Here is a 12697-nt window from a genome sequence, read left to right on the forward strand (position 1 = left end):
TCGGGTGGTATTCGCCTTGCTGAAAGGTCAAAGCGAATATCAGCCAAAAGCCAGTTGAGGGCTTTCCCTCAACCATAGAATCTCCCACATTTGTTTGTGGCGTGCAGAGATACTGCGTCCACCGCAGATCCATTGTGGGAGCGGGCTTGCTCGCGAAGGCGGCCTGAAGGGCGACGAAAATATAGTTACATGTTGCATTAATTAGTTACATTTATGCGATAGGCTGATCAATCTGTCCCGCTTCCCGAGTGCGCATCATGGCCATCAACTTCGACCTTAACGACTTGCAAGCCTTTCGCGCCGTGGTGGAGCAGGGCAGCTTTCGCAAGGCCGCCGACGCGGTGCGCATCTCCCAACCGGCGCTGAGCCGGCGCATTGAAAAGCTCGAAGACGCCCTCGGTGTGAGGTTGTTCGAGCGCACCACGCGCAAGGTCAGCCTGACCCAGGCCGGACGCGGTTTTATGCCGAGCGTCGAGCGTCTGTTGGACGACCTGGACGTGGCGCTACTGGGCATCAGCGAAGTCGCCTCGACCCGCCTCGGTCACGTCACCGTCGCCTGCGTGCCTTCAGCGGCTTACTACTTCATGCCGCGAGTGATCGCGCACTACCACCGGCAATTTCCACGGATCAAGGTCAAGGTCCTCGATTCCAGCGCCCACGAAGTGCTGAGTGCGGTGGTCAACGGCGAGGCGGATTTCGGCCTGAGTTTCATGGGCACCCTGGAGGCGGAAGTGGAGTTCGAGCCGCTGATACAGGAAGGTTATGTGGTGGCGTGCCGGCGCGATCATCCGTTGGCCGCACGCGCCAGCGTGACGTGGGATGAGTTTTATCAGCAGGACTACATCTCGCTGGACAAGACGTCCGGCAATCGCTTTCTGCTGGATCAGGCGCTCACGGGCATCGTGCCGCAGCGGTCGAGCATCTGCGAAACCCGGCATGTGACGACGATGATCGGTTTGGTCGAAGCGGGGTTGGGCGTGGCAGCGGTGCCGTTGATGGCGATGCCGGCGGCGGATCACCCGATCCTGACACGGGTGCCGCTGACCGATCCGCAGGTGATGCGCAGTGTCGGTTTGATCAAGCGCCGGGGTCGCACCTTGACCCCGGCGGCACTGGAACTGGAACGGCTGGTGGTGGAAATGAAAGTCCAGGTCAGCGGCTGACTGAGTCCAACCCGGTGGCTTTCACATCCGGTTGCGCGGCGGTGGAGGACAGGTAATCCAGCAATGCCTTGGCTTGCGCCGGGTGTTGCGCCCCCACCGGAATGCCGGCGGCGAAACGCGTGACCGATTGCACCGACTCTGGAATCTTCGCCACAAAACTCACCCCCGGCACCGGCAGCAACTCGCTGACCTGCTGAAAGCCCAGTTGATAGTCACCGGTGGCAACCACCGAACCCACCGGGATTTTCGGGACCATCGTCGACTTGGGTTTGAGTTGGTCTTCAATGCCCAGCCGTTTGAACAATTGCTCCTCGATGTATACGCCACTGGCGCTGTCGGAATAGGCCACGGACTTCGCGTCGAGCAAGGTCTTTTTCAGGCCGTCGACAGAGCTGATGTCCGGTTTCGGCGCGCCTTCACGTACCACCAGGCCGATCCGCGAGTCCGCCAGCTCGACCCGTGAGGCGGGATCGACTTTGCCTTGCTTGATCAGGTCATCGAGGGCGTAGCCGACCATGATCACTACGTCGGCCTTTTCACCGCGAGCCAGACGATTGGGGATCGCTTCCGGCGCCTTGCCCATCGAAGGGCCAAGGGCGGTGTCCAGTGTGTTACCCGTGGAGGCGGCGAATTTCGGGCCGAGGATTTTGTAGGCCGCGGTGAAACCGCCAGAGGTCATCACGCGGATCTCTTCGGCCTGGGCGACGGTGCTCAGCCCCAGGCTGACCAGCAACGTCAGGGCAGCAAAATTGAATAGCTTCTTCATGGTCATGTGCTCTGGAAGGATTCAGGACATCGCCGATTGCAGGCGACCGGTCGAACGGCGATAGAGATACAGCGTCGCGCACAGGGCACAGAGCGCGGCAAAACTCATCCAGTAACCGGGAGCAGCCTTGTCGCCGGTGTACTGGATGAGGAAGGTCGATATCGCCGGGGTGAAACCACCGAATACCGCCGTGGCCAGGCTATAAGCCAGGGAGAAACCGGCAACCCGAACCTCAACCGGCATGATTTCTGTCAGCGCGGCAATCATCGCGCCGTTGTACAAACCGTAAATGAACGACAACCACAGCAGCACCAACAGCATGTTGATGAAGCTCGGCGCCTGCACCAGATACGTCAGTGCCGGATACGCCGTGGCCAAGGTCAGCAGGGCCATGGCAATCAGCACCGGACGACGACCGATGCGGTCGGACAGTGCGCCACCCACCGGCAGCCAGAAGAAGTTCGAAACGCCCACCAGCAAGGTCACCAGCAACGCATCAGCCGTGCTCAGGTGCAGCACGGTCTTGCCGAAGGTCGGTGCGTACACGGTGATCAGGTAAAACGCGGTGGTGGTCAGGGCGACCATCATCATCCCGGCGAACACGATCACCCAGTTCTGCGCCAACGTGCGGAACACATCGCCCATGCTCGGGCGGTGTTTACGGGCGGCGAACGCTTCGGTTTCCTCAAGGTTGCGGCGCAGGAAAAAAATGAACGGCACGATCATGCAACCGACGAAAAACGGAATTCGCCAGCCCCAGTCGGCAATCATCGCTGGCGCCATCCATTGGTTCAGGCCATAGCCCAACGCCGCCGCGACAATGATCGCCACTTGCTGGCTGGCCGACTGCCAACTGGTGAAGAAGCCTTTGTTGCCGGGCGTGGCGATCTCCGAGAGGTACACCGAGACGCCACCCATTTCTGCGCCAGCCGAGAAGCCTTGCAGCAAGCGACCGATCAACACGATGGCCGGGGCGAACAATCCGATGGTTTCATAGCCCGGCACCAGCACAATCAAAATCGTGCCGCTGGCCATGATCGACAAAGTGACGATCAACCCTTTGCGCCGACCCACATCATCGATGTAGGCGCCCAGTACCACGGCGCCCAACGGTCGCATCAGAAAGCCTGCGCCGAACACCGCGAAGGTCATCATCAGCGAGGCGAACTCGCTGCTGGCCGGGAAGAACACGGCAGCGATCTGCGTGGCGTAAAAGCCGAACAGGAAGAAGTCGAATTGTTCGAGGAAGTTGCCCGAGGTGACCCGGAAAATCGCACTGGCCCGGGAGCGACCGGAAGTCGCGGGCCGTTGGGTTGATGCTGTCATAGACGTGTACTCCACCGCTTTTATGACGTGCACCGCCTGGACGCAGCGCACGGTTCTTATTGAGGCGGATAGTGGAGCAGGGTGATCGATATGTTAATTGCATTGTTGGCATGCATTGATGTGTGAAACGGATCAATGCACTCCATAAGGAATGATTCGCCGGTGGAGCGTTAAACCGTCGAAGGGCTATTCGCTGTGAGCGCGTGCGGGGGTTTCAGTGCCCAACCGATACTGATTATTCCCACTGCGCTTCGCTTCATACATCGCCAGGTCCGCAATATGAATCAACCGGTCCATGCTCGGCGCATGGTCCGGGAACACCGCGACCCCAAGGCTAGTGCCGATGTGTCGTTGATCATTACCGATGGTCACCGGTGGTGACAGTTCGACGAAGATTTTCTGGCAGATGCTGCGAGCTTCGTCTTGCAGGCTGTTGCCCTGGGGCAGGCCTTGAAGGATGACTACAAACTCGTCGCCACCGATCCGGGCGACGGTATCGGTTGAACGCAGGATTTTCTTCAGTCGGGTGGCGGTGGTGATCAGTACCCGGTCGCCGGCGGCATGGCCGTAATGGTCGTTGATGGCCTTGAAACCATTGAGGTCGACAAACACCAGCGCAACCCTTGTAGCGCTGATGCGCGCCTGTTCCAGTGCTTCGGACAGACGCTCCTCGAGCACCAGACGATTGGGCAGACCGGTCAGCGGGTCGAAGTGGGCCAGGTGTTGCAGGTAGCTGGCGGAGGCTTTTTCCTCGGTGATATCGCGTACCACGCCCATCATCTTGATCGTTGCATCGTGGTCGTTCTTGACCACATTCCCGGTTTCCCGAAGCCAGCGGATCGTGCCGTCGGGCCAGACCACCCGATATTCCTCGTCATGGTTGTCGCCGGTTGCCAGGCAACGCAATTCCCCGGCCCGGACCCTGGCCCGGTCGTCCGGGTGAACACATGAGCAAAACAGCGCGTAGGAAGGCGTTACTTCGTCGATCTTGAAGCCGAACATGCCGTAGATCGCGTCCGACCAGTAGAGCTTGTCGGTGTCAACGTCCCAGTCCCACGTGCCGATACGGGCGAAGTACTGGCTGCGCTTGAAGCGTTCGGCGTCACCGTCCTGATGGATATTTTGTCCATCAGTCAGGCTGGTGATCAGCACGCGATACTCGGCCAGCTGCTTTTGCAGCGAGCGCTCGCGACCGATCAACGCGACGATCAGGGCTAGCATCACTGAGCCGAGGGCGGCGCTGGTCCAGACCAGATTCATTCAGGTTTCGCCATCGTGGCGTATCAGCCGTATCGGGAGAGGTGTGCCTATGTTAGTTCACACGGCCCTCGATCATCAGCCTCTATTGCGAGGGGCGCCCAACTTATAGCAGTTCACCTTTGTCCCACAGATGCACCAATTCCCCAGGCGCCTGATCTTCAGGCACCTTCATCACCATCCGGTCGTCCTGTTCGCCGCTGCGGTAGCGCACTTCGATTTGATAGAAGCGCTGATCGCCCCGGCTGGCGGATGAACTCGTCATCAGCAGGCAACCCTCGAGCAACGAACAAATGCGGGTACGTTGGTCGGCATCGCATTGGGCGAATTCGATCTCTCGGGGGCGGGTCAAGGTGTGGATTGCCGCTAAGCCGCCCTGGCGGGAGACGCAGACCACCGCGTTATCGTCCAGTGTTGGCAAGGTTTTCATTGTGCCTCCGGCGTCAGGTCGACGCCCACTTCAGACCAGCCGTGTGGCAATTCGGTTGAGGATGTAGGGGTGAAACTATACGGCGGTGATGAGTCGGTCATCAGAGCATCCTTTCCTGAATACGAAGTCGTTATTCATGTGAGCCGGATGACGGTCTTTCGGTTCCGTGGATTGCCTTGCGCGCCGGTTTCTGCGAAAACCTCCGTCCGCGCCCCAATCACTGGGCGACAGTGACCGAGTAGGAATCATGAACGACGAGTTGCAAATCATTGACCTTGAGCCAGGCGACGGCAAAGCCGCCGTCAAAGGCGCGCTGATTACCACCCAATACCGCGGCTGGCTGGAAGACGGGACTGAATTCGATTCTTCTTACAGCCGGGGTAAACCTTTCCAGTGCGTGATTGGCACGGGGCGGGTGATCAAGGGTTGGGATCAAGGGATTATGGGCATGCAGGTCGGCGGCAAGCGCAAGTTGTTGGTGCCGGCGCATCTGGCCTACGGTGAACGGACAATGGGCAAGATCACGCCGAATTCGAACCTGATTTTCGAGATTGAATTGCTGGAAGTGCTGACGCGGGATGATTGATGCGTGAGTTGAAACCAGCTTTATGACGAGGACAGCCCCCTCGTCATAATGTTCGTGCGTTCGAGGTCCCCGGCGGATCAGGTGAATGCGTCAATATCGTCAAGCGTGTCCGCAATAATTCCTTCAAGGGAAGGGAATTTGTTTTTCACCTTTTCGAGTTTCGCCAGCACCCTTTTCTTATCCAGTTCGCCATGACGGCGAGCGAGATGACCAAGAGCCGTGATGGCGGATGCTGCAACTGATTCGGTCTCACTTGCGAGGTATTTAAGGCAAGTGTTCTGAGCCCAGGTGCTGTCAGCTTCATTCAGACCGATGGAAATCAACGCTGCAGTAATATTCGTATCCACGCCGCTTGCAAGAAGCGTCGCTGCTTCATCATGGCTCATTGATGGATCTTGATAGAGAAGGCTCACTTTTTAACTCCCAGAATATTGCCCTTGTTGTCTACTTTCCTGGCTTTGATCAGAGCATTTTTCATATCTTGGTGGAGTTTATCCCATGGCCTGACGTGGCCGTGGTAGACATCCCCTCCCGTACGGTCAAAGACAACAAGCTCATTTGTGTCTGGATCGACGCCGATTCTGCGTGGTGACGTAGGTTTCACCTGCACTGAGTTCTCCAATGCTTCTTGTCCATTGGTGGGGCCCTTACTTTTGACTGGTGTATCCGTTTTACCATGGTAACTGGCTGCATCGAACTCCAGTGCCAAGACAATATAGAGAGGTTTGATACCGGAACCAGCCGGGAAAACAAGGATGAAGTCCTTGTACTCAGGCGGGTAGATCGGGTTGACGATAATGTTATCTGCCTGGTCGGTAGGCGGATAAATCCAGATGTGGGGGGCTTGTGGGGCACCTTCTAGCGGTGGGATTCCCGAAGTGCGGGACGGGGCAACGGCTGGCGTCCATATCAACGTTGTCCCGTTGCCGAAGTCAGCCACTTGCTGAGCGCCTTGAGTTACGAACTGCACTACAGGAATCATTTCCCAATCGCTGCGCTTCTGGGTGTTGTATCCGTATCCCTTCAAGGTGCCATCGGCCTGTTGTTCGACATGCAGTCGGACACGTGTACGGCCTTCCTTGATCGACTTGAGCTGTTCTTCGGTGTACAGGGAACTGTCACCCAGATTCGACGGCCAGAGTAGTGCAACTATTCCCGCCAATGCGCCTGCAGCAACACCTCCCGTTACTACGCCTGCACCACCAACAGCACTTGTGCCGGTGCCAGCAGCATTAACCCCAACCCCACCTAAGAAAAGCGTTCCCAATGCAGCAGGTAACGCGTTACCACTGATTTTTTTGAGAGGGATGTTTCCCGCCGCATCCCTTTCGCGACCACCCAGCAGGGAGAATTTCCCGTAATCGGCCAGTTTCTCGGTAGGGACAAACCCGGCTGAGTTGTCGTGATTGATTACGCCGTCCGGGAGGTTGCAGCTTTTGGCGAACACGCACCCGCTGGAGCCGGGAGGGTCCTGTTGTTGAGGTTGTCTGACGAAACGGTCTTCATACGCCTGTTGTCGAGCCAACATGTCGTCGTAGGATTTTTGTCTGGCGTCCCGCTCTGCCAATTCGGTGGTGGTCATGTAGCGGCTGGTTATGTGGTGTCCGTCCCCTGACGGTGGGTTTTGCACCCGCGGTATGTCTTTATGGCGAGCCATGAGCGTCCTTTCAAGTTCCAGCGGAGGCTGGGGCAACGGACATTACAGAGGGGCTCCAACGCTGGCTGTAGGACATGTCCTAATTGCCATGTTCCAGTTTCCTCTGACTATGTCATTGCCGAAATACCAGGGGGCAGGGAGTTATGGGCATGCAGGTCGGCGGTAAGCGCAAGTTACTGGTGCCGGCGCATCTGGCCTACGGTGAACGGACCATGGGCAAGATCACGCCGAATTCGAACCTGATTTTCGAGATTGAATTGCTGGAAGTGCTGACGCGGGATGATTGATGGCTGCGTGGGCTGAAATGAGTTTTTGTGGCAAGGAGGCTTGCCCTAATACCGATAAATTAAGCTAACTGCGCCGCGCTCTCTGTAGCAGCCTTCGGCAGCTGCTATGAATAGTGTTACGGCTTAATTTACCGGCATTGGCGCTTGTCCCCTCGCCATGATTCATCAGCTAAGGCAGCTGATCGATGTTATCCAGCGCCTAAACCAGCGACTTTTGAATTTGATGATCAAATGTATCCAGAAAATCGTGCATGCCGATTTCTCCGAGATCTACAGCTTTAGCGCCGCCGGCTGCAATAAAGGTGACGTCGGTGATACCCAGGACGTTCAGGATCAGCTTCAAATATTGGGTCGCAATGTCACGGTCTCTAATTGGGGAGTCGTTGGTGTATACACCTCCCGAGGCGAGCAGCACCGTTGCCTTTTTACCGGTCACCAGCCCTTTACCATCAAAGCCCAAGGTCAGGCCTTTACGTACCACGTGATCCACCCACGCCTTGAGCGCCGCAGGGACGTTGTAGTTGTAGACCGGCGTTGAAATCACCACGTGATCGGTTTCCAGCAATTCAGCCACAAGCTCATCGGATAGCTGCAGCACGGCTTTCATTTCAGACGAGTGTTGGGTTTCTGGGGTGAAGTAAGCCTGTAACCAGGGGGCTGTCACGAACGTAAGCGGAGTGTCCGCTAGGTCCCGTACTTTGATGGCGCCCCGAGGGTGTGCAGCTTCCCACGCGGCCAAAAATCGGCGAGTGAGCTGCCGGGAGATTGAAGCATCCCCACGTGGGCTGGTTTCAATGGTGAGAAGCCTGGACATGAAAGTAACTCCTGCGCGGTGACGCGGCGGTAGGTTTTGCGTTGTCGCTTTAGGCGATGTGCGACACACTCTATCGAATGCGATCTATAAGCAGGAGTGATGTAAATATGATTGAGTCAATCTGTTTAAGTGATTGGTCATGATCGGAAATCTCGGCCTGGATCAGTTGCTGATCCTTGTAACCATTGCTGATACGGGCAGTTTCTCGGCGACGGGACGTCACCTGCGGCGTGCTCAATCTGCCATTAGCCAGTCGATTGCCACACTTGAGTCAGTTCAAGGTGTGAGGCTGTTTGATCGGAGCGGCCATCGCCCAACGCTCACTGAGGTAGGTAGAGTGCTCGTGGTTCAAGCGCGCGCCGTGCTGGCAAGCGCTGCCCAGTTTGAAGCAATGGCCGCAAGTACGGCAGCCGGGGTTGAGCCGGAGTTGGCTCTCGCCATAGACCCTCTAGTCCCTAGCGCACCGCTCATCGAAAGCCTGCGCGCTATCCGTGAGGCTTTTCCGCATCTGGCAGTGAGTTTTTCTACGGAAGGCTTAGGCGGCGCAGAGCGCCGATTGCGCAACGGCGATGCGGCACTGGCGCTTTGCACATTGATTCCGACAGTGCCCGACGATATCAACGCACTGCCGCTGTTCAGCGTCGACTTGAGGCCCGTAGTAGCCAGTGGGCATCCCCTGGCTATGTTAGGCCGTCGGGCAACAAGTGCAGACCTCAAGCCTTATGTGCAACTGGTACTTTCCGATCCGGTTTCTCCCGACAGCCCTAGCTATGGGGTGACGGGCAGTTACCAGTGGCGGTTTGTAGATTTGGCACGGCGGCTGGATTTTTTGCTCGCCGGGTTCGGTTGGTGTCGAATGCCAGAGCATCTGATTGCGGATCATCTGGCTTCAGGACGCCTAATACCGCTTGAGCTAACCGCCGAACTTCAGCGCACACCAGACACACTTACGATCTACGCAGCGCACCTGCAAAATCGCTCTTTAGGGAAAGCAGGCCGATGGCTTCTGAATGATCTGACCCGTCGTCTGTGCATGTGATGATACGGAGACGACTAACCTAAGACTGAAAGATGTCCCTGTAGGCATAAAGGCCCGGTGTTCCGCCGGTCATCACAAACAGCACGTTGTCCCCGGAACGGTAACGTCCGTGCCTGAGATCAGCCAACAGTCCAGCGAACGCTTTGCCGGAGTACACCGGGTCGATCAACAGGCCTTCGGCGCGAGCCATCAGGCGCACTGCTTCCTGCATGGCTGGCGTTGGCAGACCGTAACCGTCGCCCAATTGACTGCCGTCAATGTCGATCTCTTCAGCCTGCACAACGGCGCTACTGCCCAACAGCGTCAGTGCGTCCTCGGTCAATTGCCGGGTTCTGGTCGCTGACGTGTCTCGATCGGACAATACCGAATAGGACTTGACGATCGAGGTGCCTCGGCCCAGCAACTGGAAGCCGGCCGCGAGCCCGGCGTGGGTGCCGGCGCTGCCGTTGGGCACCACGACCTGATTGAAGCTGAGGCCGAGTTCCGTCTCTTGTTGTGCGATCTCCGCTGCGCAGCGCGCATACCCGAGACTGCCCAGCGGCGTTGAGCCACCCGTAGGAATCACCAGCACGTTGCGCCCTGAATCCCGAAGTTGCGTGGCCCGTGTTTCGGCCACGGCGAGTGAGTTGCTGCCCCCGGCAAGCACCTGCAACTGAGCGCCGAACAACTGATCGAGCAGAACATTGCCGTTGAGTTCGTAATCCACATCGTTTTTGGGTACCGCGCGGGTCAGGATCAGTTCACAGGCAAGGCCCAGGCGAGCACACACCGCGGCGGTCAGGCGCGCATGGTTGGACTGAATGCCGCCCACGGTGATCACCGTGTCGACTCCGGCCGCCAGCGCTGCGCCGATGTGGAACTCGAGTTTGCGCAGTTTGTTACCGCCACCGCCAATCAGCATATGATCGTCGCGCTTGAGAAACAGGCCGATTCCCTGTTGCTTCAAGCCCAGCAGGTGTTCGAGGCGTTCGGCGCGCTGAATGGGCGTGGGCCCTTGCAGGAGGTCGGCCCGCGCAAAAGAACTCAGTGACGTGTCCAGTAGGGTTTGCATCAATGTGGCCTCGTTGTTCACCTTTAATCATGTGACTCTAGGGAGAACGGCCCTCGTGATAAACGCATTGCCGGTTATTACTCCTTTAACCTGATGTATTTAATCAAGCGTTCCGTTTCCTCCCCTTCACAAGGCATGGTCATGAGCAAACTCAGGCAAATGGAAGTTTTCGTCGCCGTGGTCGAGGCGGGCAGCTTTGCCGATGCGGCCAGTGACATCGGAATGTCGGCAGTCATGGTTGGACGGCATATCCAGAGCCTGGAGAAAACTCTCAACACCCAGCTCATTCAACGCACCACCCGGCGGCAATCCATCACCGGGGAAGGGCGGTTGTTTTATGAAGAAGCCAAACGGGCGCTGGAGCAGGTGAAGTACGCATTCAGCCGGGTGGAGGCGTCGAACCCGGAGCCCAGTGGCTTGTTGCGAATCACCGCACCGATGACCCTCGGCGTGTCTTTGGTCGGTCCTCTGGTGTCGGCGTTCATGCAGTGTTATCCGCAGATCCAGGTCGAGCTGATTCTGAGCAACGAAGTGGTAGACCTGTACGAGACCTCATTCGATCTGGCGTTCAGGATCTCCGAACTGATCGGCGTGAATCTGCTGGCCAAGCCATTGCCACCGTATCAAATGGTGATCTGCGCATCGCCCCGGTACCTGGAGAAATGGCAGGAACCTCAGTCCCCGGAAGACCTGCACCGACACCGAATCCTCACCCACACGTCCTGGAACAATCGATTTGCCTGGCCTTTGCAAAACGGCGCCAACGAGGTTCCCTGGCCCGAAGGAGCGGTGCTGAAAAGCAATGACGGCCAAGTGCTGCTGCAGGCGGCTGTGGCCGGAGAGGGGATTTTGATGCAGCCCGATTTCCTGGTGTCGGCGGCGTTGGCCAAAGGCGAACTCGTGCGGATCCTGGACGCCTATGCGCCGCCACCCAAGCCGGTACAGATGGTGTATCCACGCTCGCGAAAATCACTGCCGAAGTTGAAAGCCTTTATCGATTTTGTTGCGCAGCGACTGGCGTGACCGTTGCGGAGGCGGATTTTTCAGGCGGGTTTCGATAGGTTACGGCGCATCAAAAACCAACGCCTTTGCGTGGGAGGGTGCGCAGAGCGTGGGAACAATCAGTTGACACGGACTTACGGCAAATCGCTAAACAGCGGAATACGCCCGTTTAGCGAAGGCCGGTAATCCCAGGTCAGGTGATCCAAAGCAGGCTTCATCGTCAGAATCTCCTTCAATGTAGCGTTGGCAATACTCAACGCCAACAACTGCCCCGGACATTGATGCCGCCCAGCCCCAAAGGTGAAACTACGCCGGTCAGGACGATCCAGAAGAAAGACGTCGGGATGGTCATTGAGCTGCGGATCACGATTGGCCGAAGCCAGCAGCACCAGAATCACGTCGCCGGGGTTCAGGCTTACCCCTTCGATTTCACAAGGCGCAGCGACAAACCGGCGGGTGTTCTGCACCGAGGGGTCGAAGCGCTGAACTTCAGCGATCAAGTCGTCAACCGGTGTCGATTCGCTGTGCAGCGACGGGTTTCGAATCAACGCCAACAACGCATTGCCGATCAGCCCGGCGGTGGCTTCATAGGTCTGGGAAAACAGCCCGATCAGGTTGGCGATCAACGTTTCAGCGTCGCCAGAGGTTGCCGCGAAGCGCTGGCGGACCCCGGCGAGCAGGGTGCTCTGATTGTTCGGGTCATCCAGCAACTCAACGAAATAGCCGCTCAAGTGTTCCGCCGCAACGTGCGCCGCATCCCGTTGTGCCTGATCGCCTAGGGGCGACAGGCATGCGACGAAGACCCCGGTCAGCTCGCTGATAGCTCGGCCCTGAGCAGGAGAGAACCCCAGCAATGCAGCCACCACGCACACCGGCCCGCGAAACATCGCCTTGTACAACCCATCAGCGCCCGCAGTGATCAGGCGAGCGCCAACCAGCGCATTGACTTCATCGGCATCAATCGACGCCAACCCTGGCTGAATCGCCGACCTCGGGCAGCGCTGCCGTTCGCCCTCATTCATCCGCATCAACTGACCGAAGACCTTGCCGGCCATCCCGCCAACAATCGCCTTGGGCACCGGTTCCTGTGACGGCCGAACATGGCAGTCAGGATGCGCCAGCACGGCAGCAACGGCTCGGGCGCTACTCGCCACCCACACGTTCAGTCCTTGGTGAAAAACCAACCCGCCCTCCGAACGCAGTTGCGCGTAATAGGGATAAGGATCGGCATGAGTCGCAGCGATGATCGGGTCCATGGGTCGCAGCCTTGTTTGTGGTTGGAAAAGTGTTGCTACTATCTCCCGTTCGAAATGGCCTTG

The 12697-nt window shown here is 57.8% G+C and carries 13 protein-coding genes and 1 pseudogene; 5 read left to right on the forward strand and 9 right to left on the reverse strand.

What is annotated here, in order from left to right; translation table 11 throughout:
* Window positions 1–257: 257 nt before the first annotated feature.
* Window positions 258–1163 carry a LysR family transcriptional regulator gene (locus tag DFS28_RS26895; RefSeq protein WP_111452190.1) on the forward strand — a complete coding sequence of 302 codons (906 nt, stop codon included), beginning with the start codon at window positions 258–260 and terminating at the stop codon, window positions 1161–1163.
* Here the strand turns inward: DFS28_RS26895 and DFS28_RS26900 are convergent.
* The 4 genes from DFS28_RS26900 to DFS28_RS26915 form a co-directional block, all read right to left on the reverse strand.
* On the reverse strand, window positions 1153–1929 hold the full coding sequence (locus DFS28_RS26900) for a substrate-binding domain-containing protein (RefSeq protein WP_111452191.1): 777 nt from the start codon (window positions 1927–1929) through the stop codon (window positions 1153–1155). The two genes, DFS28_RS26895 and DFS28_RS26900, sit on opposite strands and share 11 nt — an antisense overlap.
* Window positions 1930–1950: 21 nt before the next feature.
* Window positions 1951–3255, reverse strand: coding sequence for an MFS transporter (locus tag DFS28_RS26905; protein ID WP_111452192.1), 1305 nt, complete (start codon window positions 3253–3255; stop codon window positions 1951–1953).
* 186 nt (window positions 3256–3441) lie between these two features.
* Window positions 3442–4515 carry a sensor domain-containing diguanylate cyclase gene (locus DFS28_RS26910; protein ID WP_111452193.1) on the reverse strand — a complete coding sequence of 358 codons (1074 nt, stop codon included), beginning with the start codon at window positions 4513–4515 and terminating at the stop codon, window positions 3442–3444.
* 103 nt (window positions 4516–4618) lie between these two features.
* Window positions 4619–4942 (reverse strand): protealysin inhibitor emfourin, encoded by a 324-nt coding sequence (locus DFS28_RS26915; RefSeq protein WP_111452194.1) that lies wholly within the window; start codon window positions 4940–4942, stop codon window positions 4619–4621.
* Between the two features lie 247 nt (window positions 4943–5189).
* On the opposite strand from DFS28_RS26915, the gene DFS28_RS26920 reads away from it, so the two are divergent.
* Window positions 5190–5528, forward strand: coding sequence for an FKBP-type peptidyl-prolyl cis-trans isomerase (locus DFS28_RS26920; RefSeq protein WP_074875989.1), 339 nt, complete (start codon window positions 5190–5192; stop codon window positions 5526–5528).
* Window positions 5529–5605: 77 nt separating this feature from the next.
* Here DFS28_RS26920 and DFS28_RS26925 read toward each other — a convergent pair whose 3' ends face one another.
* Together DFS28_RS26925 and DFS28_RS26930 are read right to left on the reverse strand one after the other, a co-directional pair.
* Window positions 5606–5941 carry a hypothetical protein gene (locus tag DFS28_RS26925; protein WP_111452195.1) on the reverse strand — a complete coding sequence of 112 codons (336 nt, stop codon included), beginning with the start codon at window positions 5939–5941 and terminating at the stop codon, window positions 5606–5608.
* Window positions 5938–7185 carry an S-type pyocin domain-containing protein gene (locus tag DFS28_RS26930; protein ID WP_111452196.1) on the reverse strand — a complete coding sequence of 416 codons (1248 nt, stop codon included), beginning with the start codon at window positions 7183–7185 and terminating at the stop codon, window positions 5938–5940. Before DFS28_RS26930 ends, DFS28_RS26925 begins: the two co-directional genes overlap by 4 nt.
* A gap of 134 nt (window positions 7186–7319) precedes the next feature.
* Here DFS28_RS26930 and DFS28_RS26935 point away from each other — a divergent pair.
* Window positions 7320–7472, forward strand: a pseudogene (locus DFS28_RS26935) (FKBP-type peptidyl-prolyl cis-trans isomerase); the annotation flags it as partial.
* A gap of 199 nt (window positions 7473–7671) precedes the next feature.
* Here the strand turns inward: DFS28_RS26935 and DFS28_RS26940 are convergent.
* The gene (locus DFS28_RS26940; RefSeq protein ID WP_111452197.1) at window positions 7672–8286 is read right to left on the reverse strand and encodes an FMN-dependent NADH-azoreductase; all 615 of its coding nucleotides are present in this window, start codon (window positions 8284–8286) and stop codon (window positions 7672–7674) included.
* A gap of 139 nt (window positions 8287–8425) precedes the next feature.
* On the opposite strand from DFS28_RS26940, the gene DFS28_RS26945 reads away from it, so the two are divergent.
* Window positions 8426–9325, forward strand: a complete 900-nt coding sequence (locus tag DFS28_RS26945; RefSeq protein WP_111452198.1) for a LysR family transcriptional regulator — start codon at window positions 8426–8428, stop codon at window positions 9323–9325.
* Between the two features lie 19 nt (window positions 9326–9344).
* Here DFS28_RS26945 and DFS28_RS26950 read toward each other — a convergent pair whose 3' ends face one another.
* Window positions 9345–10376, reverse strand: coding sequence for a D-cysteine desulfhydrase family protein (locus tag DFS28_RS26950; RefSeq protein WP_111452199.1), 1032 nt, complete (start codon window positions 10374–10376; stop codon window positions 9345–9347).
* 141 nt (window positions 10377–10517) lie between these two features.
* Here DFS28_RS26950 and DFS28_RS26955 point away from each other — a divergent pair, with 141 nt between their 5' ends.
* A complete protein-coding gene (locus tag DFS28_RS26955; protein WP_111452200.1) occupies window positions 10518–11399 on the forward strand; it encodes a LysR substrate-binding domain-containing protein in 882 nt (293 codons plus the stop codon).
* A gap of 113 nt (window positions 11400–11512) precedes the next feature.
* On the opposite strand, the gene DFS28_RS26960 is transcribed toward DFS28_RS26955, so the two are convergent.
* On the reverse strand, window positions 11513–12634 hold the full coding sequence (locus tag DFS28_RS26960; protein WP_111452201.1) for a cytochrome P450: 1122 nt from the start codon (window positions 12632–12634) through the stop codon (window positions 11513–11515).
* Between the last annotated feature and the right edge of the window lie 63 nt (window positions 12635–12697).

Source organism: Pseudomonas sp. 478, from assembly GCF_003254125.1.
In the GTDB taxonomy this organism is placed as follows: Bacteria; Pseudomonadota; Gammaproteobacteria; order Pseudomonadales; family Pseudomonadaceae; genus Aquipseudomonas.

Excerpts from the sequence above, each read along its gene's own strand:
- DFS28_RS26920 (WP_074875989.1), top strand. The coding sequence starts at position 5,190 with ATGAACGACGAGTTGCAAATCATTGACCTTGAGCCAGGCGACGGCAAA.
- DFS28_RS26955 (WP_111452200.1), top strand. The coding sequence starts at position 10,518 with ATGAGCAAACTCAGGCAAATGGAAGTTTTCGTCGCCGTGGTCGAGGCG.
- DFS28_RS26900 (WP_111452191.1), bottom strand. The coding sequence starts at position 1,929 with ATGAAGAAGCTATTCAATTTTGCTGCCCTGACGTTGCTGGTCAGCCTG.
- DFS28_RS26950 (WP_111452199.1), bottom strand. The coding sequence starts at position 10,376 with ATGCAAACCCTACTGGACACGTCACTGAGTTCTTTTGCGCGGGCCGAC.
- DFS28_RS26945 (WP_111452198.1), top strand. The coding sequence starts at position 8,426 with ATGATCGGAAATCTCGGCCTGGATCAGTTGCTGATCCTTGTAACCATT.
- DFS28_RS26930 (WP_111452196.1), bottom strand. The coding sequence starts at position 7,185 with ATGGCTCGCCATAAAGACATACCGCGGGTGCAAAACCCACCGTCAGGG.
- DFS28_RS26960 (WP_111452201.1), bottom strand. The coding sequence starts at position 12,634 with ATGGACCCGATCATCGCTGCGACTCATGCCGATCCTTATCCCTATTAC.
- DFS28_RS26940 (WP_111452197.1), bottom strand. The coding sequence starts at position 8,286 with ATGTCCAGGCTTCTCACCATTGAAACCAGCCCACGTGGGGATGCTTCA.
- DFS28_RS26895 (WP_111452190.1), top strand. The coding sequence starts at position 258 with ATGGCCATCAACTTCGACCTTAACGACTTGCAAGCCTTTCGCGCCGTG.
- DFS28_RS26905 (WP_111452192.1), bottom strand. The coding sequence starts at position 3,255 with ATGACAGCATCAACCCAACGGCCCGCGACTTCCGGTCGCTCCCGGGCC.
- DFS28_RS26915 (WP_111452194.1), bottom strand. The coding sequence starts at position 4,942 with ATGAAAACCTTGCCAACACTGGACGATAACGCGGTGGTCTGCGTCTCC.
- DFS28_RS26910 (WP_111452193.1), bottom strand. The coding sequence starts at position 4,515 with ATGAATCTGGTCTGGACCAGCGCCGCCCTCGGCTCAGTGATGCTAGCC.